We start from the raw sequence: 24,490 nt of genomic DNA on the forward strand, positions 1-24,490 counted from the left end.
CTCCTAGGGGTAAATAAATTGCCAGATGTTAATTTCCGGCTCGCTGTTGACGCGGATGACGGTGTTCCATTTACCGGCTCTGGAAGGTGTCGTGAAGAGCAACACGGAGAAGCTGTCTGTTTTTTTCAGGTTGTTATAGACAAAATAGAGAGTCTTCCCGCGGCTGAACATAGCGTCCGGCTGCGGCCAGACGCTGCCTGGCTCATACGCATCGCTGCTCTCGCTGGTCATGCTGAGGACATACTTCCCCTCGTCCTGCACCGGAAACGCGAGCGCCATCCGCGTCTCTGTCTCCCGTCGTCCAAAGCGTTCATAGTCTATGGTGAGTGATTTAGCGGAATTCGTTTTGACCGTGTCGCTAACCATTCCGCTTGAAAACAGACCGGCAATCGCCGCGACGATAATACCCAGCAGAACAATAAAACCCACCTGACGAAACGCGTATTCAAACGTCAGCAAACGATAACTCTCATCTATCCCGGGTAACTTTTCATTTTCACGCTTCATGGCCATCGTCACCGTTTCGCTTATTATCCGATAATTTTGATTTCTAACGCGAATGTTTTTAGGACTTATCACATTTGCCACATAAAGGAATAGCAACAATACTTAATAAGTCAAGACACGCAAAATGAAGGATATCGGATGAAATTATCACTTATTTCCGCTTTATTGATATTTCTGGTTCCGGCCGCATGGGCAGATAATAACGGGGGTTTACAAAAAGGCGAAGCGCCACCGCCTCCCCACGCGCTTGATAGCGGATATCGCGGAACCGACGACGCGCGTATTATGACCATCAGGCAGGCAAAAGAATTGCACGATGGTGCGACAATTTCATTACGCGGCAATCTTATTGACGGTAGCGGCGATAAGTTTGTATTTCAGGATAAAACCGGAAAAATCGACGTTATTATTCCCCAGGCAGTCTTCGACGGCAGAACGGTAAAACCCGACCAGATGATTAGTATCAACGGTTCGCTTGATAAAAAATCATCTCCTGCCGTCGTACGTGTTGATCGTTTGCAGAAATAATTCAGCGAAGCGTTAACGCTGCAGTTATCCATCAAATCTCACCCCTTGGCTTAAGGAGTCAGCTATGAGTGATACTAAACAACGTACGAACGCTTACCCGCAGCCCCCGTTCCCGGAACAGCCGCAGACGCCGCCGGGACTGGCATCCGAAATGCAGCCCGTACCCGACCATGGGGAACAAAGCTATAAAGGACATGGCCGCCTTGCCGGCAAAAAAGCGCTAATTACCGGCGGAGACTCCGGGATTGGTCGCGCGGTCGCTATCGCCTATGCGCGTGAAGGCGCTGACGTTGCCATTAACTACCTGCCTGAAGAGGAAAAAGACGCCGCTGAGGTCATCGAGCTGATCGAAGCGGAAGGCCGCAAGGCCATCGCGTTGCCGGGTGACGTCCGGGACGAAACCTTCTGTCAGAATCTGGTCGAAGAAGCCGTGTCGAAACTGGGCGGGCTGGACATTCTGGTCAACAACGCCGGCCGTCAGCAGTTCCGTGAATCGCTTGAGGAACTGACCACGGAAGATTTTGACGCAACGTTTAAAACCAACGTTTACGCTCCGTTCTGGATCACCAAGGCGGCGCTGCGCCACCTGAAAGCGTCGTCCGTTATCATTAATACCTCCTCCGTTCAGGCGGTGAAGCCCAGCCCCGTGCTGCTGGACTATGCCCAGACGAAAGCCTGTCTGGCGGTGTTTACCAAATCCTTAGCCAAGCAGCTGGGTCCGAAAGGCATTCGCGTCAACGCGGTTGCTCCTGGCCCTTACTGGACGGTTCTGCAGTCCAGCGGCGGGCAGCCGATGGAAAAAGTGAAGGAGTTCGGTGGCGACACCCCGCTGGGACGTCCGGGCCAGCCCGTCGAGATTGCCCCGCTGTACGTCACGCTGGCCTCGGATGAATGTTCATTTACGTCCGGCCAGGTGTGGTGCTCCGATGGCGGCGACGGCGTGATCTAAACCGGTAGACGATACCCCTCCGCAGTGAGCAATAAACGAACAAGGATGTTCGCTTTTATTCCCCCGCCAAAAAACATGTTGTAACTCAAACAGATCAAATGTTAAAAATATTTTGCTATCAGGTTATCAAAATTAAACAACTTAACTTGTCACCCGCATCGCTCTGTTTTTAACATCGCCTATGGAAAAAAATGGTCTGTTCAGTCAGCGCATACGCTTGCGCCATTTGCATACATTTGTGGCCGTCGCTCAACAGGGAACGCTGGGGCGTGCGGCTGAAACTCTCAACCTGAGCCAGCCTGCGCTCTCAAAAACCCTCAACGAGCTGGAACAGCTGACCGGTGCCCGTCTTTTTGACCGCGGCCGGCTGGGGGCGCAGCTTACCATCGTGGGCGAACAGTTCCTCACGCACGCCGTTAAAGTGCTGGATGCGCTCAATACCGCTGGCCAGTCCCTGCACCGAAAAGAAGAGCAATCCAGTGAGGTGGTGCGCGTGGGCGCTCTGCCTACCGCGGCGCTGGGCATTCTTCCGCCCGTTATCGGCCAGTTCCACAAGCAGCAGCGGCATACCACGATTCAGGTCGCCACCATGAATAACACCATGCTGCTCGCGGGGCTGAAATCCGGCGAACTGGATCTCGGAATCGGCCGCATGTCCGACCCTGAGCTGATGGGCGGCCTCAACTATGAACTGCTGTTCCTGGAGTCTCTGAAGCTGGTGGTTCGTCCCGATCACCCCCTGCTGCAGGACACGGTAACGTTAAGCCGCGTGATGGAGTGGCCGGTAGTGGTCTGCCCAAAAGGAACCGTTCCCCGCCAGACCGCCGAAACCTTGCTGCAAATGCAGGGGTGTACGCTGCCCTCAGGGTGTATCGAAACGCTGTCGGCCTCGCTTTCGCGCCAGCTTACGCTGGATTATGACTACGTCTGGTTCGTCCCCTCCGGTGCGGTGAAAGACGATTTACGCCAGGGAACGCTGATCGCCCTGCCGATTACCTCCCCCGGCCCCGGTGAACCTATCGGCATTTTGACCCGCGTAGACACGCCGCTTTCAACGGGCGCGCAGACGCTGCTGAGCGCTATCCGTAAATCAATGCCGGTCTGACAACTTTCGCCCTCCTCATCCTAACCCTCTCCCCAACGGGGCGAGGGTTCACCAGCCATTTTTCCACCCGAAGCGATAAATATTGCCTCAGGAAAATGAAGAACTTACAGCGACGCTCTGGTCCGGCTGTAAATCGCCGAAGCGTTTCCGCAAGGCCGGGGCGAGGCGCAGGGATGCGCCGAGAGGGCGTGGCCTGCAGGGATGCAGGCTCATGCCCGACCCGATAGCCTGAAGAAATAAGCTGAGGGCACCGCGAAGCGGCGATTTACCGCCGGGAGCCCGGGTTGCCAGGGCGGTGGCGATTGAGCCGCCCTGGCACGTTCACAGGCCATGTCGTTACAGAGTAGCAAGAAACATAAAGTGAACGGAATGACCACCACAGCCGTATGTTCCCCCTCACCCCAGCCCTCTCCCTCAAGGGAGAGGGGCCGTCTTGCGCGCTAATCAATTAATGCGAAATCATTCATTAACAATTGCGTAAAACAATTTAACAGTTTTATCATAGCGACGAATTCACCAAATGGTTCGTAAATAATTTTACAACCCCGAATTCACCCGTATTAATCATTCTTCCCTCCGCATTTATTACCCAACTGGTACACACCCAGCGACGGGGGGATCTTAAGGAGACAGAAATGGCATTTGGCAGCGCGCCACGTGGGATACCGCGTATCCTGCAGTGGCTCCTTGCCGGACTGATGTTGCTCATCGGTCTGGCAGTCGGCGGGCTGGGCTTTAAGCTCGTCACCGTAGGCGGAAGTGGATACTTCCTGATAATGGGCATGGTGATGGTGATTGCCGCGATCCTGATTTTCCTCAATCGCAGCAGCGGGATCGTGCTTTACGCCATCGCCTTTATTGCCTCGCTGTTCTGGGCGGTAGGCGATGCGGGCTGGGATTTCTGGCCGCTCTTCTCTCGCCTGTTTACCTTTGCCGTACTGGCCTTCCTCTGCGCCATCGTCTGGCCTTTCCTGCGCGCGGCAAACCACAGCGTTGCGAACAAGGCGCCCGCTTTTGGCGTCGCGGCCGTGCTCGCGGTGGCGATGCTGGTCAGCCTGGGCTGGATGTTTAAGCCGCAGACCCTCGTGGCAGCGAACGAGCCCGTTCCGGTGAAACCCGTCGCCCCCGGCGAGCAGCAAAAGAACTGGGCGCACTGGGGTAATACCACCCACGGCGACCGTTTTGCCGCGCTGGACCAGATTAACAAGCAAAACGTCCGCGATCTGAAAGTCGCGTGGGTTGCGCACACCGGCGATATTCCGCAGAGCAACGGCTCCGGCGCGGAAGATCAGAACACGCCATTGCAGATTGGCGACACGCTGTACGTCTGTACCCCGTACAGTAAAGTGCTGGCGCTGGACGTGGATTCCGGCAAAGAAAAATGGCGCTACGATTCCAAAGCCACGGCGCCTAACTGGCAGCGCTGCCGCGGTCTGGGCTATTTTGAAGACCATTCCAGCGTGACAACGTCACAGGCAGAGACACCGCCTGCGGCATGCCCTCGCCGCCTGTTCCTGCCGACCACCGACGCCCGCCTGATTGCCATCAACGCGGATACCGGCAAGGTCTGCGAAGACTTCGGTGACCATGGCACCGTGGATCTGAGCGTCGGCATGGGCGAGATCAAGCCCGGGTATTATCAGCAGACCTCCACGCCGCTGGTCGCAGGCAATGTTGTTGTCGTCGGCGGTCGCGTCGCGGATAACTACTCCACCGGCGAACCGCCGGGCGTGGTGCGCGCCTACGACGTTCACACCGGTAAACTGGCGTGGGCGTGGGATCCGGGTAATCCAAAACTGACCGGCCTGCCGCCGGAAGGCCAGACCTACACCCGCGGCACGCCGAACGTCTGGTCAGCAATGTCCTACGACGCTAAGCTGAACCTGATCTACCTGCCAACCGGCAACGCCACCCCGGACTTCTGGGCGGGCGAACGTACCGCGCTGGACGATAAGTACAGTTCCTCCATCGTCGCCGTCGACGCGACCACCGGTCAGGTGCGCTGGCATTTCCAGACGACCCATCACGACCTGTGGGACTTTGACCTGCCTTCCCAGCCGCTGCTGTACGACCTGCCCGACGGTAAGGGCGGCACCACGCCCGTGCTGGTGCAGACCAGCAAGCAGGGCATGATCTTCATGCTTAACCGCGAAACCGGCAAGCCGGTGGCGAAGGTAGAAGAACGTCCCGTTCCGGCGGGTAACGTTGAGGGTGAACGCTACTCGCCGACCCAGCCGTATTCCGTTGGCATGCCGATGATTGGCAACCAGACGCTGACCGAATCCGACATGTGGGGGGCGACGCCTGTCGACCTGCTGCTGTGCCGCATTCAGTTTAAAGAGATGCGTCATCAGGGCGTCTTCACCCCGCCGGGTCTCGACCGTTCCCTGCAGTTCCCTGGCTCACTCGGCGGGATGAACTGGGGTAGCGTCTCCGTTGACCCGAACAACAGCCTGATGTTCGTCAACGATATGCGCCTGGGCCTGGCAAACTACATGGTGCCGCGCGCTAACGTGGCGAAAAACGCCAGCGGCATCGAGATGGGCATCGTACCGATGGACGGCACACCGTTCGGCGCGATGCGCGAACGCTTCCTGTCGCCGCTGGGCATTCCGTGCCAGAAGCCGCCGTTTGGCACCATGTCGGCCGTTGACCTGAAAACCGGCAAGCTGGTGTGGCAGGTGCCTGTTGGCACGGTGGAAGATACCGGGCCGCTGGGCATTCGTATGCACATGCCAATCCCAATCGGCATGCCGACGCTGGGCGCATCACTCTCTACCCAGTCCGGCCTGCTGTTCTTCGCCGGCACGCAGGATTTCTACCTGCGCGCGTTTGATACCGCCACCGGGAAAGAGATCTGGAAAGACCGTCTGCCGATCGGCAGCCAGTCCGGCCCGATGACCTACGTGTCGCCGAAAACCGGTAAGCAGTACATCATCATCAACGCCGGGGGCGCCCGACAGTCGCCGGATCGCGGGGATTACGTTATCGCGTACGCGTTACCCGATAAGCAATAAGATGTGAAAAAGGGACCGAAAGGTCCCTTTTTTTGCCCGGTGGCGACTCAGAACGTCTCCCAGTTATCCCCGGAAACCGTCGCCGCCGGACGCAACGGCGCGTTCTTCGATACTGGCGCAGACATCACCGCGCGGCCTGGCTTTGTACTGCTCAGACGAAACGCGCCGACCGCCTCGGTCAAACGCGCGCCCTGTTCTTCCAGAGACGCGGCGGCCGCAGAGGCTTCTTCCACCAGCGAGGCGTTCTGCTGGGTCACTTTATCCATCTCAGAAATCGCCTGGCTCACCTGCACGATACCGCGGCTCTGCTCATCGGACGCGGCGGCAATCTCCAGCATGATGTCGGTCACGCGTTTAACCGCTTCGACGATTTCATTCATGGTGTTACCGGCAGCCACAACCTCACCGGAGCCCTGGTCGATCAGCGACACCGATTCGTTAATCAGGCTTTCGATCTCTTTTGCGGCATTCGCACTGCGGCTTGCAAGGGTTCGGACTTCGCTTGCCACCACGGCAAAACCGCGCCCCTGCTCGCCCGCCCGCGCCGCTTCTACCGCCGCGTTAAGCGCCAGGATATTGGTCTGGAACGCAATGCTGTTGATGACGGCGGTGATCTCGGAGATTTTTTTCGAACTGGTGGAGATATTGCCCATGGTTTTGACCACGCCTGAGACCATCTGGCCGCCGCGGCTGGCTTTCCCGGAGGCATCTTCCGCAAGCTTGCTGGCATGATGGGCGTTATCGGCGTTCTGTTTCACCGTCGCGGTAAGCTGTTCCATGCTTGCGGCGGTTTGCTCAATGGCCGCAGCCTGCTGTTCGGTACGCGAAGAGAGATCGGTGTTACCGGCGGAAATCTCGCTCGTGCCGCGGTAGATCTCTTCCGCCCCCTGACGTACGGTGCCCACCGTGTTTTCAAGCGAGTGCTGCATGGTTTGCAGATCGCGCGTCAGGCGGCCAATTTCGCTGCGCCCGGCCACGTCGTCCGGCATCGTCAGGTCGCCTTTGGCGATATTCTCGATACGTTTCGCTGCACGCTGCAAAGGATTAATGACCGTACGGCGCAGAACGACAAAGGTCATCGCCGTCAGCACCAGCGCCAGCGCAAACGCGCCCACCATAAACATCAGGCCCAGCTGCGTGCGGCTGTGCGCCTGCGCCGTCAGCGCATTGGCACGCTCGGTGCGGATCTTGATCGCCTTCAGCAGCACGGCGTTGTAAGCGTCATCCAGCGGACGCGCCGTTTCGTTTTCGTGGTTAATAATCGCTTCGAACATGCCGTTTTTGGCGAATTTCACCATCGGCTGCATGCCCGCGATATAGGCGTCGTACCGCGCCTTGAGATCCTCATCCAGCGCTGCACCCTCAGCGGTACGCACGGCACGATTCATATAGGCGGTAAAGCTCTCCTGGGACTGCTTAATGCGCGTTTCCGCCTCGCTGATGTTCTGCTTCATCGCATCCATCTCCGCGATGCGGCTTGCCGCACCGGCGTGGATCAGATTAATACGCGCGGTACGCAGATGGTTTGAGCTGTTCGACAGCCCCATACGCACCTGAATTTCGGATGTGACATCCTGCTGATCGTTATCGGCCTGCAGCAGGAAATACCCCGCCAGACCCGAGCTCAAGGCGAACAGAAGAATAATGCCACCGAGAATGGAGGAAAACAGCGGAACCAGCCTGATGTGATGCAAGAAGCTCAGCTTGCGCTGCGCCTGCATCGAAGTAGTGTTGTCCATGACCGTCGACTCTCTTGTAGGTAAGATGCGTAAAAACACGCCTGTTAAATAGTCATCGGCACGGCAGAGATTTAGATTACGGCTAAAAACGCCGCACTGGTCACACTTTAGAGAAGATTATTAAAGAAACGCCAGCGGTGAAAAACCGCTGGCAGAAGAGTTACTTGTCGCCGAAATGAATGACGGTACGGATGGATTTTCCTTCGTGCATCAGATCGAACGCGTCGTTGATCTGCTCCAGCGGCAAACGGTGGGTAATGAACGGATCGAGCTGAATCTTGCCGACCATAGCATCTTCAACCATACCCGGAAGCTGGGTACGGCCCTTCACGCCGCCAAACGCGGAACCGCGCCATACGCGACCGGTGACCAGCTGGAACGGACGGGTTTTAATCTCCTGGCCCGCGCCGGCCACGCCAATGATGATGCTCTCGCCCCAGCCTTTGTGGCAGCATTCCAGCGCGGAACGCATCACGTTCACGTTGCCGATACATTCGAAGCTGAAGTCAACGCCGCCGTCGGTCATCTCAACGATGACGTCCTGAATCGGTTTATCGTGATCTTTCGGGTTAACGAAATCGGTCGCGCCCATTTCACCCGCCAGCCTGAATTTCTCCGGGTTGGTGTCGACCGCGATGATACGCCCGGCCTTCGCCTGCACCGCGCCCTGAATCACCGCCAGACCAATGCCGCCGAGACCGAACACCGCCACGGTGTCGCCCTCTTTGACTTTTGCCGTGTTATGCACCGCGCCAATACCGGTGGTCACGCCGCAGCCCAGCAGGCAGACTTTATCCAGCGGCGCCTGCGGGTTCACCTTCGCCAGGGAAATTTCCGCGCAAACGGTGTACTCGCTGAAGGTGCTGGTGCCCATGTAGTGGTAAACAGGCTCGCCGTTATAGGAGAAACGGGTGGTACCGTCCGGCATCAGCCCTTTCCCCTGAGTGGCGCGAACCGCCTGGCAGAGGTTGGTTTTACCGGATTTACAGAACTTACACTCGCCGCACTCCGCGGTGTACAGCGGGATAACGTGATCGCCAGGCTTCAGGCTGGTCACGCCCTCGCCCACTTCCACCACAATCCCGCCGCCTTCATGACCCAGCACCGCCGGGAAGACGCCTTCCGGATCGTCACCGGAGAGCGTAAACGCATCGGTATGGCACACGCCGGTATGGGTGATTTTGATCAGCACTTCGCCTTTCTTCGGCGGTGCCACGTCGATTTCAACGATTTTCAGCGGCTGGCCGGGACCAAATGCAACTGCAGCGCGAGATTTCATCATGTCTTCCCTTTTTGTCAGGTGTGTGGGTTTATTTTAGATAAGAGCGCAGCAAATGGCCGACTTCTGCCATGCGTACGGCTCGCTGATCCGGCGTGGTTTCCCCCGTCACCAGCTCATCTTTGAGGTGAATTTCAACCATTTCGCCCATCAGGCCATTGGCAGCCCCGCGCACGGCGGCGATTTGCTGCAGGATGGCCAGACAGGGGTCGCCCGACTCCAGCGCGCGTTCAAGGGCATCAACCTGACCCCGAATGCGGCGGACGCGAGTAAGAATACGTTTTTTATCTTCGGGTGAATGCGGCATACGCCCTCCTGATACTATAGGGGGGTATGGTACCTATTTTATCCTTGAAATGTAAACACTCTGTTTTTTATGGTTAATGCGCATTTCGTTAACGTTACGTATTACTCCGGCAGCGCTATCCCTGAAATCTCAGTACAAATATTAATGAGACGATCCTGCAATGCGACGTCGTGCGCCTGCGGATTAGCCGTCATGCGCTTCATGTGGTAGAAATATTTCCCCGTTACGTCAGCCTCAAAATCACGGCTGGAGGCAAGCCAGGCCTGGGTCAGGTGCGCCTGGTCCATATCGTCCGGGGCATGCGGCCCCCCCATCTTTGTCGGCACCCAGCCAGGCTCGAGGCTGTTACTACGCACATCACGCCAGCGACGCGCCAGAGCAAAAGCCAGCATAGCGTCGTGCAATTTACTCTCCGCATAGGCGTCGGACCCACTCCAGCGACGTTTGCGCCAGAGAATATCATCCAGGTTTGCCCGGGCATGATGATGCATACCCGAACTCAGATAGACGAGGCGCTGTGGACGTTCAATCAACGCGGTGAGGATGTAAGCCGAGAGCGTGTTGATCGCGAAAACGTGCGGCAGCCCGTCGCGGGTCACGCGATACGCTTCATTGTAGCCAACGGCAGCATTGTGGATGACGGCATCGAAGGGTCCCAGGGCGTTGACACGCAATGCCGTTTGCCTGGCACCTTCCATTGTCTCCAGGTCACCGACAACGACGGCTTCAGCCTGGGGTAAGGAGCGTTGCGCATCTTCTGCACGGTTCGCATTACGCGCGTGCAACACAACCTGATGTCCTTGTTGAACCAGCAGTTCGGCTGCCATCAGACCCAGGCCTGTGGACGAACCGGAGATGAAAATGCGTGACATATAATTTCTCCAGATTAGTAAACCGACAGCAAAGGCTGCCGGCTCGAATGTTTATTCAGGATTGCTGCATGCGGGACGCGCTCGCAATCAGTGCCCCCAGCAGCGCACAGACCGCGCCAGACAGATATACAGCGGCATAACTAAACTGACCGGCGATCAGGCCAGCTACCGGCCCGGCGATTCCATAAGCGACATCCAGAAATGCAACGAATGCGCCCATTGCACTGCCGCGGTTGGCTTGTGGAACACGTCTTAAGGCTTCGACGCCCAGTGCGGGGAAAACCAGCGCACAGCCCAGTCCGGTAACCAGAGCACCTGCAAGTGCCATCCACTCGTTTGAACCCAACCACAACATTGCCTGGCCTAGCGCTTCAACCACCAGTGACCAAACCGCAACGCGATAGCCGCCTATTTGGTCTGGCAGATGCCCCAGGGAGAGGCGAACGAAAATAAAACCCAGTCCAAACGCAGTCATCACCAGGCCGGCGTTCTGCCAGTGATGTGCCGCAAAGTACAGCGAGGCAAAAGCGGTTAGTCCTGACAACCCAACGCCCTGAAGCATTAATCCCAGCCCTTCGCGCCAGATGCGCCCTACTACGCGATGGAATGGCAGTCGCGGACCTCCTGGCGATATATATGATGGGGTACAAAATGCAACCAGAGCGGCCAACATCGGTGCAGCAATACAGGCAATCATCGCCATTGTGAGGCTGTAATGCTGATATAACGCCATGCCAACAGGAGCACCAATCGACAGCGCCGCGAACATCGCGATGCCGGTCCAGGACATGGACATACCGGCGCGCTGAGGGCCAACTGAGGCAATGGCCCAGGACACACATCCCGTCACGAACTGACTTTCGCCAAAACTGGCCATCAGACGACCTGCGATAACAATGCAAAGGGTTGCAGCAGGCGATAAATCAGTTACCGAAGCCACCAGATACAGCGCCCCTGCTACCGCTGAAAGGATTGCTCCCTGAAGAGCAGAACGTTTACCGCCCTGCTGGTCTGTAACCCGTCCGGCATAGCCGCGGGTCAGGACGGTGGCCAGAAACTGGATGCCGATCACCAGTCCCACCACGAGGTTACTGAAGCCGAGATGGCCATGGATGAACAATGGAATCACCGGCAGCGGCAGTCCGACTGCCAGATAGCCAAAGAAAAGTGCGGCAATAACGCCCGTTGCCGGGCGGGGAAGCAGGACGCGCGGGGTGTTATCCTCCGCAAACCGCTTAATGGCGAGGGCTCCCATGTCATTATCCTTTATGAAATATGATTAAGAGGGTTGAACGGCCCGGTGTATCAGGCCGCTCTGTCATCAGGATGCTTTAAAAAGATCGATTTGATAGCCGCTGGCGTTGAGCAGGTAATCACGAGAAACGGTTATCTCTGTACTGAGCGCCGCCAGATCAATATCCACCAACTTGCCCGCACGTTTACGAAGCTGGCCGGCCACCATCACGGTATCCACATCAGACCGCTCTATCGCCTGCACGACGGTAGCAATTACGTTGGATACCGGGAAAACAGCGGCTCCGCTGGTGCGAACCATGATAATGTCGGCCTGCTTGCCTGGCGTAAGGGTGCCAATCTGGTCCTCCAAACCGGCCGCACGCGCGCCATTAACAGTTGCCGCTTTCAGTACGTCCTCGGCCGTGATGGGTGACGGCACATTGTCCTCACCACGGAAGCGACGGTAGCGCATAGCCGATCGCTGTTGCCCGAACAGAGCGTGCATTTCCCCGAACATATCGCTGCCAAAGGCAGTATCAAGGTCAATGCCCAGTGCCGGGGTCAAGCCGCGATCGACAGCCTGCTGGTAGGCAAAACTTTCATCGTCGAAGCCAAATAGCGCATCCGACCGTGGATTGACCGTGATGTTCACTCCTGAATCGGCCAGGAGCTTCCACGTATCCTGAGGAACCCTCGAACAGTGATTGAAGATGTTATGTGTGCCCAGTACGCCAGGCATGGCAAACTCAGGGCCGAGATTGGCAAGATCGCCGATGAATTCGGTCAGAATGCGCATGTCGAGTTTGCGAGCGACCTTCCACCAGTCAAGATTGAGCTGACCAAACAGACCAACGTGCACCAGGCTGTCACTTCTATTCCAGCTTCGCGACAGCCGCTCCAATTCGGCAGGCAAATGCGCCGACGAAGCTTCTTTATCCATTGCTGCACCGACCATATGTAACGCACGGATGCCGCTTTCCTTTAGAGCATCTAATGCTGCATCAGTATGCTCGGGGCTGCGCGAGTTGTGGCAGGCATCAATGATTGTAGTTATACCAGCGTCCAGTGAGGCAAGTGCCGTGAGCCTGGTACTTAGGTACATGTCCAGGGGACGATAATGTTTGCCCAGTTTCTCTGCGACCACATCGATGTAAGCAAAAAGATCGTCGACATTTGGCATCATGCGGCGCATTACGCCAAGCCACATATGGTGGTGAGCATCCACCAGGCCGGGCATAACAATATGGCCAGATGCATCGATTACCTGGGCATCATCCGCCTGCAGTTCCGGACCCACTGCTGCGATACGGTCGCCATGGACGAGAACATCGCCCACGGAGAGGTTGGGAATATTGGCATCCAGAGTAAGGATGATGCCGCCTTTAAAAAGAGTGCGCGTCGTTGTCATTTCGTATTCCTCAGGGTTAAGTGATGCCGTTCGTTGCGAGGTTCGCCCAGCCGGAGACAGGTAAAATAGCGCCCGGCAACGAATTGGCTGACACAATAGGTTGCGCACCATTTTTGATAAAGGTAGTTTTATGCAAATTATATTTGAATAAATTCAAAGGTGAGTCTCTATGAGTTTTGACGGAAGGCTACTGTCAGGATTGAGCGTGTTGGCCGCAGTTGTCGAGGCGGGTAGTTTCAGCCGCGCTGGCGAGGTGCTGGGACTGTCCGCTTCTGGCGTGAGCAGATCGATAGATCGTCTTGAAGAGAGGCTCGGAGTGCGCTTGCTAAACCGTACGACGCGTACGATGAACCTGACGAACGAAGGCCGGGCTTTGTATGAGCGCGCCTCGCCACACCTTGAAGGTATTGAAGTTGCGGCAAGCTACGTATCCGGTGCCGCCGTTGCTGTACGAGGATCATTACGGGTCAGCGTTAATCCAATCTTCGCTCGCTATATTTTGGCCCCGAAACTACCTCTTTTGCGCGAACGTCACCCGGAACTGGAACTTACAGTAGTGCAGCAGCCTGACGTAGGGGATCTTGTGACAGAGGGTATAGATGTTGCGGTGCGTTTCGGACCACAGCTCCCCTCAACTATTTCTTCGAAATTGCTCTTTCAGACGCGCGTACTCACTGTGGCATCACCGGCATATCTGAAACGGCATGGTCGACCTGCGCATCCTGAAGAACTAGTCACGCATGAGTGCATCCAGTATATCGATCCTCGCCGCGGGAAACCGTTTGAGTGGGAATTCCGTCGCGATCGCGAAGTACTGGCTATTGATACTCATGGTCATTTGACGACAACCGATGTAGATCTGATGGTGCAATCCTGCGTAAGTGGTGTTGGTATTGCCCAGGTACTTTCACTCAGCGTCACGCAATTGATCGCTGACGGAATGCTGGTCGAACTTTTTCCGGAATGGCCAGGCGAAACCTATCCGCTGTATATCACGCGGCCATCTCGTCGACTGCCCCCCGCTGCTGTCGAAGCCTTTATGGAATTTTGCGCTGAAATTTGCGCAAATCATGAAGCGAACTGAAAAAAACTATCAGCTGTTGGACGTACTTTAGCGGCGAGCAGCTGATAGCCTCAGCGATACTCACGAAATTTGTCTGTTCACAAACATGACCCCATTCATTTATTCCTTATTCGATATTATTTACTCTGCCTCAACATGTACGCTGATATTCAGCCGTTTTGCTTCCATGGATATCATTTTTTGGGCAAGAACCATATTGCCGCCATGTACCTGATCTATTAAGTGTTGAACAAGAGTCATCATCAAATAATCCTTATTAGCCGGATAAAATTCGGTCATATCAATCCCGCTATCCTGCAGCTGCTGGTGCGTAGATCTCTCTGTTTCAGCAACTATTTCGGCTACTCTGGCCTGCATCTTGTCGATTTGCTCAAATACAATACGGTTTATGATTTCGATTTGTTCTGGCTTTAAGTCCTTTTCCATTATTACCTCTCATAAATTTTTGTAGCTTAGAAAATTTGGATTATGACAAACCTAATATAAGTATAGGAAGTGAGTCTTCATTCATCATTCAGCAGTATCATAGGTACGACGGAACGATTAATGCCGCACAATGATATACCGCCAGTCTACCCTCTCCATAATCAGCAAGATCGGTCAGGATTTTGGCCGTTCGGTGAGGCAAAGTAGGTCATCAGGAGGATGCAATGAACGATGCAATCAAAACGGCTTACCGCGAGCGCTTCACGACGGTGTGCGACTATATCGCCCAACATCTCGATGAACCGCTTACGCTGGAGTTGCTCAGCGCGTTAGCCTGCTGTTCGCCTTATCATTTTCACCGGCAGTTCCTGGCGTTTAGCGGCCAGCCTTTGTATCGCTATATTCAGTGGTTGCGCCTGCGTCATGCGTCCTGGCGACTGGCGTTTAATCCTCAGGATAAGGTGATTGATATTGCGCTCGATGCCGGGTTCCAGAGCCCTGAATCGTTCAGTCGCGCCTTCAGAAACGCGTTTGGAAAAAGCCCGCGTCAGTTTCGGCAGCAGCCGGACTGGCTGAACTGGCACCAGCGCGTACCGAAAATGACCTTCCAGGAGCAAAAAACGATGGAAATTAAAATTGTTGATTTCCCACAGATCCAAGTGGCAATGCTGCAGCACCGTGGTAGCCCGGATCGGGTTAATGACAGCGCGGCGAAATTTATTGCATGGCGTAAAACCACGGGCTTATCGCCAGTACACGAAAGCAGCACGTTTGGCATTGCCTGGGATGACCCGGCAACCACACCCGCAGACGCCTTTCGTTTCGATATCTGCGGCAGTATCTCTGAAGCGATACCAGAAAATGAATTCGGGGTTTGCAGTGGCGAAATCGACGGCGGACGTTACGCTGTTGGCCGTCACACGGGGTCTCTGGATACCATTTCCGCCACGGTGTGGGCGATGTTTCGCGACTGGCTACCGGCCAGCGGCGAAACGCTGCGCGATGCCCCGGTATTTTTCCACTACCTCAACTTTATTCACGAAGTGCCGGAACATGCGCTGCAAACCGATATCTACCTGCCGTTAAAGTGACTATCTCTTATTGACCGCCATTTCTGCCGGGCGGCACAGCGCTTGCCCGGCCTACGGTTCCCTGCCAGCCTGCGCCAGCGTTTGCAGCTCCTCCTTAAGCCAGCGGGTCGCCCCCCGCTGGCCGCTGCGTTTATGCGAGTAAATTTTCACTTCAAACGTGCGTATCGAAAACGGTAAAGGAAAAATCCTCAGGTCCGCTGCCGCAGCCAGCTTCTCAGCGGCAAAACGGGGGATCGCCATCAGCAGGTCGCTTTCCGCAACGATAAACGGCGCGCTGAGCATCGACGGCGTTTTGATCGCAATTTGTCGGGTATAGCCCAGCTGTTCGAGCCGCACGTCCAGAACGCCCTGCTTCTCATTCCATGGCGTCACCACCAGATGTCGGGCCGCGAGATAATCCTCCAGCGTCAGACGCGTCCGCCGCGCGTTGCCGATGACCACATACTCATCTTCAAACCAGTCGATCTCTTCCAGCTCCGGGTGCCGGATATCATCCTGAGTGCTGAACCCCAGCGCGAGATCCACTTCGCCCGCCAGCAGTTCCGTCAGCGCCAGGCTGTGCGGCAGATAGCGCAATTCGAAACGCAAACCCGGGGCCGCAAGCTGCAGTTTGTGCATCAGCGCCGGGAAAATGCACAGCGCGGTAAAGTCCGTAATCCCAATTTGTAGGCTTTCGGTACTGCTGGCCGGGTCAAACTCCGGCTGCGGGGTCAGCTCATGGTTGAGGAACGACAATGCGGAAGCAATGGAAGGCGCAAGCTGATTGGCATACACGCTGGGGGACATGCGATGCCCTTCGCGAAAAAAGAGCGGGTCATTAAGGGTGATGCGCAAACGCGACAGCGCATGGCTCAGTGCCGATGTGCTCATCGCCAGCTCATCAGCGGCCAGCCGAACGGAACGATGGCGGTAAATCGCGTCGAAAACGGGCAGCAGGTTTAAATCAAGACGCCTCAGTACCGGATGCATAATATTCATCTTTTGTTGATTTCATTGCACTTAATTCTTCGGACAATACTCCGTATGCTTAACGCCATCAATCGAAACACAGGCTAAAACACAGGGAAAATAATGAGCATCACCATTCGTCAGGCCCGCCCCGAAGATGCGGCGGCGATATACGCCATGATCTACGAGCTGGCGGTGTATGAAAAAGCGCCGGAAGAAGTGGTTACCACGCCGGAGGAGATCCGCGAAACGCTCTTTGGCGCAGGCACAAAAACCGAAGCGTTGATCGCGGAGTGTGAAGGCAAGACTGCCGGCTATGCCGTGTTCTTCACCAGCTATTCGACCTGGCTCGGACGCAACGGGATTTACATGGAAGACCTGTACGTATCCCCGGAGTATCGCGGTAAAGGCGCGGGAAGAGCGCTGCTGAAACATATCGCGCAGCTCGCGGTAAAACGTCAGTGCGGCCGCCTTGAATGGAGCGTGCTGGACTGGAACCAGCCCGCGATTGATTTTTACCTGAGCATAGGCGCGCTGCCGCAGTCCGAATGGGTTCGCTATCGTCTTGATGGCGACGCGCTGCTGAAATTTGCCGAATAACGACACGTGGTACCCGAGATGATCCCGCCCCGCGGGGTCGCTCTGTCCTGCCTTGATCCCGTCTCAACAGATGATGAATTTATGCTACCCTTCCATAAATTTCATAAACATATTGCAGAACGCCATGACGACAGCCCCTTTTATCCGACCACAACTTTCCCTGCCAGACGGTGCCGACAGGCTGCTGTTGCACTCCTGCTGCGCCCCCTGCTCGGGTGAAGTGATGGAGGCTATCCAGGCTTCGGGGATTGACTACACGATTTTCTTCTACAACCCCAATATCCATCCACAAAAGGAATACCTCATTCGTAAGGAGGAGAATATTCGCTTTGCGGAAAAACACGGCGTGCCGTTTGTTGATGCCGATTACGATACCGATAACTGGTTTGAGCGCGCGAAAGGCATGGAATGGGAACCCGAGCGCGGCGTCCGCTGCACCATGTGCTTCGATATGCGTTTCGAGCGTACGGCGCTCTATGCGGCAGAAAATGGATTCCGCGTCATCAGCAGCTCGCTGGGGATCTCACGCTGGAAAAACATGCAGCAGATAAATGACTGCGGCCAGCGTGCTGCCGCGCGCTATCCGGGTATGGTTTACTGGGACTATAACTGGCGTAAACAGGGCGGCTCCTCTCGCATGATTGAGATCAGCAAGCGGGAGCAGTTTTACCAGCAGGAATACTGCGGGTGCGTTTATTCGCTCAGGGACAGTAACCTGCATCGTAAGTCTCAGGGCCGCCCGCTGATTCGCATCGGGAAACTGTATTACGGTCAGGATGACAATGAGAAATAACGGGTTCCCGGTATAGAGATATATCCGAAAACAGCCCTGATATGTACCGAATTTAGCCTAACGTCTCCCACATCCACAAAGAGCGGCTATCCTTTAATAATCAACAAAAGGAGGCAAAAATGTCTGATTTCGGTACTGATAAAAACACCCAGTTTGCTGAAGATAAAGCTAAAAATAAATTTGACGAGCTTGCAGGTTCCGCGCAGCAGCAGTTTGGTGAATTCGTTGATTCACCAAAGCATCAGGTAAAAGGTGCGGCCAAAAAATATGCCGCGCAGGCCAGCGATGCCGTTTCCGACGTTACTGAAGCTGTCAGAAATAATCCCCTTACCGGCCTCGTCGCAGCGGGTGCGGTCGGTATTGTTCTCGGCCTGCTGCTCGGTCGAAAATAATAAAAGGCCCTTCGGGGCTTTATTTTTCTTAGCTAAACATTCTGACCATGCGGTCTAAATCTTCCTCTTTCACTGCGCGCGATAAATAATACCCCTGAAAATTTTTGACGCCCAGCGCGACTAATTTTTCAAACTTTTCTTCACTATCAACCCCCTCGGCAATACAGTCCGTTCCGGTCATGTCGCTATAAATCTGTATCGCTTTAATCAGGTTATAGTCATTGTCGTTTGCCACAAAATGCTCAACGATGTCGCGATCCAGCTTGAGTCCATCAAAATGCACCTGCCGCACCGGGAACATGGTTTGATGGTTAGAGAAGCAGTCATCCAGAAATAATCGACACCCCGTATTACGCAAATGCCGCATGGTTTCAGGGATCCTTTTGTCCTTCGTCACGTCAATATCTTCAGCAAATTCAAAGACCAGCTTTTCGGCCCACTGCGGCTTGAGCAGCATGTCGATAGCTTTCTTTGCCATATCAGGCAATGCATTTCCGGAAGCCAGACGAGGCGGAATATTTACAGAAAAATAGTATTTTCCATTATACTTATTAATCCCTGACACGGCGGCATGGATGACTAACGCCGTTATTTTCAACCATATCTCATGATTTGAAATATCCGTGAGAAAACTGGCCGGCTTGACAATTTTACCGTTTTTATTCCAGCGGATCAGTATCTCAAAGCCTACGCCCTTTTTGTCACGATCGGTAATGATCTGATAAGCGGGGAAGATCTCTTTTTTATATAATGCATTAAAAATTTCTGATTCTTTATCCGTAAAATCCGTATGTTGGCTCCGCCGCTTGATACGTCTTTCCGCGCTGAAATTGTGCGAATCGTTTAGCCACCGCTTAATTAAGCGTAATTTCAGCACGCCTTCCTTACGGTGGGTATAAACCGTTTTATTAGAAAGCCCCATTTCGTCGCACATTTCTTTTACGGACATGCCGCGGTAGAAATTTAATAAAACGTCAATTTCTCTTTTTGTTAGCCACTTTACGGTTTCTTGCGAAGAATTATCCTTGTAGCGATCGCGTAATACGTACGAACGATCTTTAAAAACATGATGGTGTGTATGAATACAGGTTATGACATCTGAAACGCGGGCCAGTCGAATCAATGATAATTGATAGCTATTATTTAAAAGAGTGCCCAGGGTGCGATATAGCCAGCTATCCGGCAGGTCGCCATACAGGGTGACGCGTCGAATAACGGGAAGTGCATTGAGTACGGACGCCAGTCTCTTCAGGCTCTCCAGGAGACTGACGATACCTTTTCCGAGAAACACCACAATATGAGCACTCTGATTTATAAGGATATTTTCAAGATCCTGTTGGGATACCTCATCCCCGTCAAAGTGAATATGCGAAGCCTGTATTCCGTACTGGTTAAGGATCAGACGATATCCCTGGAACGTAAAACCGCAGGCGGAGATGACAAATTTATGTTCATCGCACGCCTCATTTCTGAGAGAAATTGTGTGGGTCATAAACTGCTCCTGGGCACTGAGGCGCCATTTCCATTTGTGAATACGTAAAATTTAACGCACCTGTTATAAACATTAATTTTACAGTACAGCCTCAGGGTAAGAAACAGTTATCCGCTGAACTCACAGGAACATCTTTGCGTTAATCACCGTCGTTTAAATATACTTTTCTTTGCAAATAACAACGGCAAATATCTTATTCTCAGGGTATAATGAAAATTCCGAAAAAGAAGAGTGGACACTTCATCTATCGGCTCATTCAAATACGAGAAAAATGCTATGGATAATCACATCTCATCCAGGGCCTTGCTACATCGAAGGGATGTTATAAAGAACAATCCGCGATTCGGTGAGGCAATATTAGAGCACTACACAATTAATGACACCATCTACAAAAAACAACCTTTGTTCTATAAGACAATGCTGCAGGAATCACGGTTTAACATTATCCTCTCCATGTGTTGTTTTATTTTTGGAAATCAGGCCGAGTCAGTTTCAGAGATTAAAGAGTTATGCTCTCGCTATAAAATAGCCAGCCCCAACAGCGTGATTGCGATCATTACGATACTGAGAACCACCGGGCGCATCAGGACCTGGCGCTGCACGGATGACCGACGCAAAACGAGAATCGCGCCAACCGAAAAAGGACTCAATGAACTTAAGCGCTATATGTCCGGCGCTTTTTTGCCCGTCAGCATTCTTTATCCGGCATTTAATATTAATGTTAACCTGCTGGATAATGATATTTTGAGAAACAACTTTTTCCGCCGCGCGGCTGAATATCTTTTTCGGGGATTAACGTTCAGAAAGGTGTTACCTGAGGTGGGGTTATTTATTGATAAAGATGGCGGCCGCATGATTATGCTTTATATCTATCTGCAGGCCATGAAAAATAAATCCGCTCACGGTGCGGTCATTGACTATTCAGCCAGCACGCTCGCAAAGGAATTTTTTGTTTCGCGCATCCATGTCAACCGAATTGTCAAATCGGCACAAGAGGCGGGTTATCTTAAAGATCGTGGTGATGGTCGGATGTCGATATACCCGGCGTTTATCGACCTTGTCGAAAATTATGCCGGTTTATATTTTGCGTATGTTACGCATTACATCAACGTTGTGCCTAAAGAGCGACGCCACGCTCACAACGTGACGTCAACCGTATAATCCAGCAGGCGTTCGGAGTTCCGAACGCCATTCCCCTATCGTTCCCGCAGCGCCTCTTTTGCCTTGTTCAGAGGTTTCAACAGATAATCCAGAATGGTTTTGCTGCCGGTTTTAATATCAACGGTGGCAATCATGCCCGGAAAGACCGGAAATTCCTGACCCTGCTTATTGGTCAGATGGTTACTGTCGGTACGGATATAGACGCGATAGTAGTAGACATCCCTTTTCACCTCATCCTGCAGGGTGTCCGGCGAAATCATCGTCACTTCCCCTTCCAGCCCGCCGTAAATGGAGTAGTCATAGGCCGTAATTTTCACCAGCGCTTTCTGGCCGGGATGGATAAACGCCACATCGCGCGGCGAGATTTTCGCTTCGACCACCATCTGATCGTCAAGCGGGACAAGGCTCATTAGCTTGCCGTTCGGCGGGATAACGCCTCCCACGGTCGTGACGTCAATATCCTTCACGATCCCGCGAACCGGGGCATTGAAGGTCAGTCGGGTCAGGGAGTCCTCACGCCCTTTCATCACCGAACGCTGGGCCTCAATCTCCGCATTGGCTTTTGCCAGCTCTTCACGGGCGCGAACGTAATACTGGTTTTTCATCTCGGTGATTTTATTCTCAAGCTCATTTTTTTGACGCTCAAGACGTAACACCTCAACCTTGCTGGCCGCTCCCTGGGTCACCAGAGGACGAGTTAACGACAGCTCGCGCTGCACCAGCTCGGCGCCCTGACGCAACCCGGCCAGCCCTTTTTCGAGGCTTTCACGACGGGACTGGTAGAGCGCCGTTTCCTGTTTGACCAGCTCAACGTCGTCATCCAGCTCGTCCGGAAACGCGAGCTCCGTGTCGTTCACCTCGGCCTTCAGGCGCGCAGCGGTCGCCAGCGCCGCATTCAGGCGAGACTCGCTCTCCAGCACGCTCGACTCGGTTTTTGTCCGGTCAAGCTGCGCGAGCTGCTGCCCGCGTTCCACGATATCGCCTTCGCGCACCATCAGGCTGTGAATGATGCCGCCTTCCAGAGACTGGATGACCTGCTCATGCGAAGACGGTATGACCTTGCCGCTGCCGGTCGTCACTTCATCCAGATGGAACAGGCTTGCCCAGGCGATAAACACCGCCAGCAGGGCGAACAGGGACCATGCCACCAGCGACGAGCGCGGCAGGCGTGGCTCCTTCAGTCGGCTATTGAAACGAGAGAAATCATTCATGCCGCGCCCTCCTCTGCAACCGCCGCTGGCTTCATGGTCACGGTGCGCTGCGCGGCTTTCTGCGGCGCCATGCCGTGCTGATGCAGGATCGCATCGCGCGGGCCGTCCATCACCACCTTACCGTTTTCCAGCACGATAATGCGGTCGACCAGGTCCAGAATCGGCAGGCGATGCGTCGCCACGACCAGCGTCCGGCGTTTGCCCAGCCATTTGTGAAGATGCTGAATAAACTGCTTCTCGCTCATTTCGTCCAGCCAGGCGGTAGGCTCGTCCAGCAGCAGAATATTCGGCGAGGTAATCAGGGCTCGCGCCAGCAGCAGCGCCTGACGCTGGCCGCCGGAGAGGCCCGCCCCGCCCTCGTTGATGATGTAGTTCAGCCCCATTTTCTGCTTGCGCACAAACTCCAGCGCGCCGCTGTTAACCAGCGCCTGATGAATCTCATCGTCGGTGGCTAACGGGTTCCCCATCAGGATGTTGTCCCGCACGGAGCCAAAGAACAGCCGGGCCTGCTGGCTGAGCAGCTGCATGTCGCGGCGCACGTCGGCCGGGTCCAGATGATTGAGGGCAATATCGTCGAGCAGGATGCTGCCCTGCTGCGGCTCCTGCATGCCCGCCAGCAGCTGCAGCAGCGTGCTTTTACCGGAGCCGTTGCGCCCGAGCACCGCCACGCGCTCTCCGGCGCGGATTTGCAGCTTGCTGATGTTGAGCACGGTGAGTTTTTCTTCCTCGTCGTAATAAAACCCGACGTCCTCAAGCGCATAGTCGCCGCGCAGGTGGGCTTTGTGCACCTTCTTGCCGTGCTGCGGATCGTCAATCGGGCGCTGCATCAGGTCGTCCAGCCCCTTGCGGGCCACCTTTGCCGACTGCCAGCGCGAAAGCACGCCTGAGATCTGCGACAGCGGCGCGATGGTGCGCGACGCCAGAATCGAGGTTCCCACCAGCGCACCGGTAGTCATGTCGCCGCTGATGACCAGGTAACAGCCCACCAGCAGCACCACCGCGTAGACGATGGACTGCACTTCCTGAGTCCAGGTGAGCAGCAGGCCCGTCAGCCAGCGCTGCTTCATGCCGACGCTGGCGGCAACGTCGTTGGTATTATTCCACTGGTTCTGGAAACGCTGCTCGGCGCGCATCAGCTTGATGTCTTCAATGCCCTGCACCGCTTCCACCAGCGTGGCGTTACGGATGGCGGATTCACGCATCCCTTCGCTGGAGAGTTTCCCCAGCGGGCGCTGCACCAGCAGGCCGGGGATGAGCAGCAGCGGCACGGCGAGCAGGACCACCAGCACCAGCGGGCCGCCAATCATCCACAGAATAAAGACGAACAGCAGGAAGAACGGCAGATCGGAAATCGCCGCAATGGTGGTCGAGGTAATGAGCTCGCGCACCGACTCCAGCTCGCGGATCTGGGCGATAAAGGATCCGGTTGATTTGGAGCGCGCGCCGTTTTTAATCCGCAGCGCGTGGGCAAACACGCGTTCAGAGATACGCAGGTCGGCGCGCTTCCCCACCACGTCAGAAATATGCACGCGCAGCATGCGCATGATGAATTCGAACACGATGGCGATCATCACGCCGCCAAACAGGACCCACAGCGTGGCTTCCGACTGCGACGGTACCACCCTGTCGTACACCTGCATGGAGAAGACCATGCCGGAGAGCGCCAGCACGTTGGCGACCAGCGCCACCAGCATAATGTCGCTGTAGCGTCGCCAGTCCTTCAGCGCCAGCTGCCAGAACCAGTTTTTCTCATAGGGTTTGATGTAGTCGTCCACGCGGGCATCCGGCGTGGATTCAAGCGGGCGCAACACCATCAGCCCTTTTAACCGCGCCCCGAGCTCATCACGCGTCAGCGTCGTCTCCAGCCCCGCGTCGCCGCTAAACTGCAGGCTGACGTTGCCTTCGCTGTCCATGCGGTTAATGACCGCAATCTGTCCGCCGGTGAATTCCGCCAGCAGCGGCAGGCGCCACGGATCGAGGGATACCGCTTCAGCCGCCACCATACGCATCCCCAGCCCAAGCTGGCGCGCCATCTCCTCCAGCACCAGCTGGCGCGGAGACTGGCTTTCATGGTTAATCGTGACCCGAACATGCTCCGCTGAGAAATCCAGCCGGTAGTGCCTCGCGATGATGAGCATGCCCTGCAGCCAGGGTTCGTACTGTGGATGTGTCTTCATAATGCTACGTCCTGTCCAGAGCGGTAATTTCGCACTGAAATGATACCCTTACGGAATGATTAAAAATCGAACACTTTCTAAACGAGCCCGCAAAATAATCATGTGAAATATAGGGTTATCGCTATTCATGTAAAGAAACGCAAAAGGCCGCGGGGATCGCTCCCCGCG

22 protein-coding genes are annotated in these 24,490 nt (G+C 54.9%); 10 read left to right on the top strand and 12 right to left on the bottom strand.

The window, feature by feature from the left end; genetic code table 11:
• Positions 1 to 3: 3 nt before the first annotated feature.
• Positions 4 to 507, bottom strand: a complete 504-nt coding sequence (locus AC27FC_RS04705; RefSeq protein WP_047061163.1) for a hypothetical protein — start codon at positions 505 to 507, stop codon at positions 4 to 6.
• A gap of 138 nt (positions 508 to 645) precedes the next feature.
• On the opposite strand from AC27FC_RS04705, the gene AC27FC_RS04710 reads away from it, so the two are divergent.
• From AC27FC_RS04710 to AC27FC_RS04725, 4 genes are all read left to right on the top strand, one after another.
• Entirely contained in the window at positions 646 to 1,035 is a 390-nt protein-coding gene (locus tag AC27FC_RS04710) for a YdeI family stress tolerance OB fold protein (protein ID WP_039262530.1), read from the top strand.
• A 64-nt stretch (positions 1,036 to 1,099) separates the two neighbouring features.
• The gene (locus AC27FC_RS04715; protein ID WP_033145496.1) at positions 1,100 to 1,984 is read left to right on the top strand and encodes an SDR family oxidoreductase; all 885 of its coding nucleotides are present in this window, start codon (positions 1,100 to 1,102) and stop codon (positions 1,982 to 1,984) included.
• A gap of 181 nt (positions 1,985 to 2,165) precedes the next feature.
• Entirely contained in the window at positions 2,166 to 3,089 is a 924-nt protein-coding gene (locus AC27FC_RS04720) for a LysR substrate-binding domain-containing protein (RefSeq protein ID WP_033145495.1), read from the top strand.
• A gap of 635 nt (positions 3,090 to 3,724) precedes the next feature.
• Entirely contained in the window at positions 3,725 to 6,106 is a 2,382-nt protein-coding gene (locus tag AC27FC_RS04725; RefSeq protein ID WP_196354410.1) for a glucose/quinate/shikimate family membrane-bound PQQ-dependent dehydrogenase, read from the top strand.
• Between the two features lie 47 nt (positions 6,107 to 6,153).
• On the opposite strand, the gene AC27FC_RS04730 is transcribed toward AC27FC_RS04725, so the two are convergent.
• From AC27FC_RS04730 to AC27FC_RS04755, 6 genes are all read right to left on the bottom strand, one after another.
• A complete protein-coding gene (locus AC27FC_RS04730) occupies positions 6,154 to 7,845 on the bottom strand; it encodes a methyl-accepting chemotaxis protein (RefSeq protein ID WP_033145493.1) in 1,692 nt (563 codons plus the stop codon).
• 160 nt (positions 7,846 to 8,005) lie between these two features.
• Positions 8,006 to 9,124, bottom strand: a complete 1,119-nt coding sequence (locus tag AC27FC_RS04735) for an S-(hydroxymethyl)glutathione dehydrogenase/class III alcohol dehydrogenase (protein ID WP_167819251.1) — start codon at positions 9,122 to 9,124, stop codon at positions 8,006 to 8,008.
• Positions 9,125 to 9,155: 31 nt separating this feature from the next.
• Positions 9,156 to 9,431, bottom strand: a complete 276-nt coding sequence (locus AC27FC_RS04740; protein WP_003857256.1) for a metal/formaldehyde-sensitive transcriptional repressor — start codon at positions 9,429 to 9,431, stop codon at positions 9,156 to 9,158.
• Positions 9,432 to 9,532: 101 nt separating this feature from the next.
• Positions 9,533 to 10,303, bottom strand: a complete 771-nt coding sequence (locus AC27FC_RS04745; RefSeq protein WP_232959947.1) for an SDR family NAD(P)-dependent oxidoreductase — start codon at positions 10,301 to 10,303, stop codon at positions 9,533 to 9,535.
• A gap of 55 nt (positions 10,304 to 10,358) precedes the next feature.
• A complete protein-coding gene (locus AC27FC_RS04750; protein WP_196354411.1) occupies positions 10,359 to 11,558 on the bottom strand; it encodes an arabinose transporter in 1,200 nt (399 codons plus the stop codon).
• A 66-nt stretch (positions 11,559 to 11,624) separates the two neighbouring features.
• The gene (locus tag AC27FC_RS04755; RefSeq protein WP_196354412.1) at positions 11,625 to 12,947 is read right to left on the bottom strand and encodes an amidohydrolase family protein; all 1,323 of its coding nucleotides are present in this window, start codon (positions 12,945 to 12,947) and stop codon (positions 11,625 to 11,627) included.
• Between the two features lie 169 nt (positions 12,948 to 13,116).
• Between AC27FC_RS04755 and AC27FC_RS04760 the strand changes: the two genes are divergently transcribed.
• Positions 13,117 to 14,031, top strand: coding sequence for a LysR family transcriptional regulator (locus AC27FC_RS04760; protein WP_196354413.1), 915 nt, complete (start codon positions 13,117 to 13,119; stop codon positions 14,029 to 14,031).
• 120 nt (positions 14,032 to 14,151) lie between these two features.
• On the opposite strand, the gene AC27FC_RS04765 is transcribed toward AC27FC_RS04760, so the two are convergent.
• Complete coding sequence (locus tag AC27FC_RS04765) at positions 14,152 to 14,457, bottom strand: hypothetical protein (protein WP_033145489.1); 306 nt, start codon at positions 14,455 to 14,457, stop codon at positions 14,152 to 14,154.
• Positions 14,458 to 14,681: 224 nt separating this feature from the next.
• Here AC27FC_RS04765 and AC27FC_RS04770 point away from each other — a divergent pair, with 224 nt between their 5' ends.
• Entirely contained in the window at positions 14,682 to 15,548 is an 867-nt protein-coding gene (locus AC27FC_RS04770; RefSeq protein WP_033145488.1) for an AraC family transcriptional regulator, read from the top strand.
• A 51-nt stretch (positions 15,549 to 15,599) separates the two neighbouring features.
• On the opposite strand, the gene AC27FC_RS04775 is transcribed toward AC27FC_RS04770, so the two are convergent.
• Complete coding sequence (locus tag AC27FC_RS04775; RefSeq protein WP_196354414.1) at positions 15,600 to 16,526, bottom strand: LysR family transcriptional regulator; 927 nt, start codon at positions 16,524 to 16,526, stop codon at positions 15,600 to 15,602.
• Between the two features lie 93 nt (positions 16,527 to 16,619).
• On the opposite strand from AC27FC_RS04775, the gene AC27FC_RS04780 reads away from it, so the two are divergent.
• From AC27FC_RS04780 to AC27FC_RS04790, 3 genes are all read left to right on the top strand, one after another.
• Complete coding sequence (locus AC27FC_RS04780) at positions 16,620 to 17,096, top strand: GNAT family N-acetyltransferase (RefSeq protein WP_033145486.1); 477 nt, start codon at positions 16,620 to 16,622, stop codon at positions 17,094 to 17,096.
• A gap of 124 nt (positions 17,097 to 17,220) precedes the next feature.
• Positions 17,221 to 17,889: an epoxyqueuosine reductase QueH gene (locus AC27FC_RS04785; RefSeq protein ID WP_045142955.1), complete on the top strand. Its 669-nt coding sequence runs from the start codon at positions 17,221 to 17,223 to the stop codon at positions 17,887 to 17,889.
• A gap of 119 nt (positions 17,890 to 18,008) precedes the next feature.
• Complete coding sequence (locus AC27FC_RS04790) at positions 18,009 to 18,281, top strand: ElaB/YgaM/YqjD family protein (RefSeq protein ID WP_023311651.1); 273 nt, start codon at positions 18,009 to 18,011, stop codon at positions 18,279 to 18,281.
• Between the two features lie 28 nt (positions 18,282 to 18,309).
• On the opposite strand, the gene AC27FC_RS04795 is transcribed toward AC27FC_RS04790, so the two are convergent.
• On the bottom strand, positions 18,310 to 19,773 hold the full coding sequence (locus tag AC27FC_RS04795) for an EAL domain-containing protein (protein WP_196354415.1): 1,464 nt from the start codon (positions 19,771 to 19,773) through the stop codon (positions 18,310 to 18,312).
• Positions 19,774 to 20,049: 276 nt separating this feature from the next.
• Here AC27FC_RS04795 and AC27FC_RS04800 point away from each other — a divergent pair, with 276 nt between their 5' ends.
• On the top strand, positions 20,050 to 20,934 hold the full coding sequence (locus AC27FC_RS04800) for a helix-turn-helix domain-containing protein (protein WP_033145482.1): 885 nt from the start codon (positions 20,050 to 20,052) through the stop codon (positions 20,932 to 20,934).
• A gap of 35 nt (positions 20,935 to 20,969) precedes the next feature.
• Here the strand turns inward: AC27FC_RS04800 and AC27FC_RS04805 are convergent, their stop codons facing one another.
• Positions 20,970 to 22,145 carry an HlyD family type I secretion periplasmic adaptor subunit gene (locus tag AC27FC_RS04805; protein ID WP_048978818.1) on the bottom strand — a complete coding sequence of 392 codons (1,176 nt, stop codon included), beginning with the start codon at positions 22,143 to 22,145 and terminating at the stop codon, positions 20,970 to 20,972.
• Positions 22,142 to 24,322, bottom strand: coding sequence for a type I secretion system permease/ATPase (locus AC27FC_RS04810; protein ID WP_196354416.1), 2,181 nt, complete (start codon positions 24,320 to 24,322; stop codon positions 22,142 to 22,144). Before AC27FC_RS04810 ends, AC27FC_RS04805 begins: the two co-directional genes overlap by 4 nt.
• Between the last annotated feature and the right edge of the window lie 168 nt (positions 24,323 to 24,490).

It is taken from the genome of Enterobacter sp. C3_dUdeg (genome assembly GCF_057536195.1).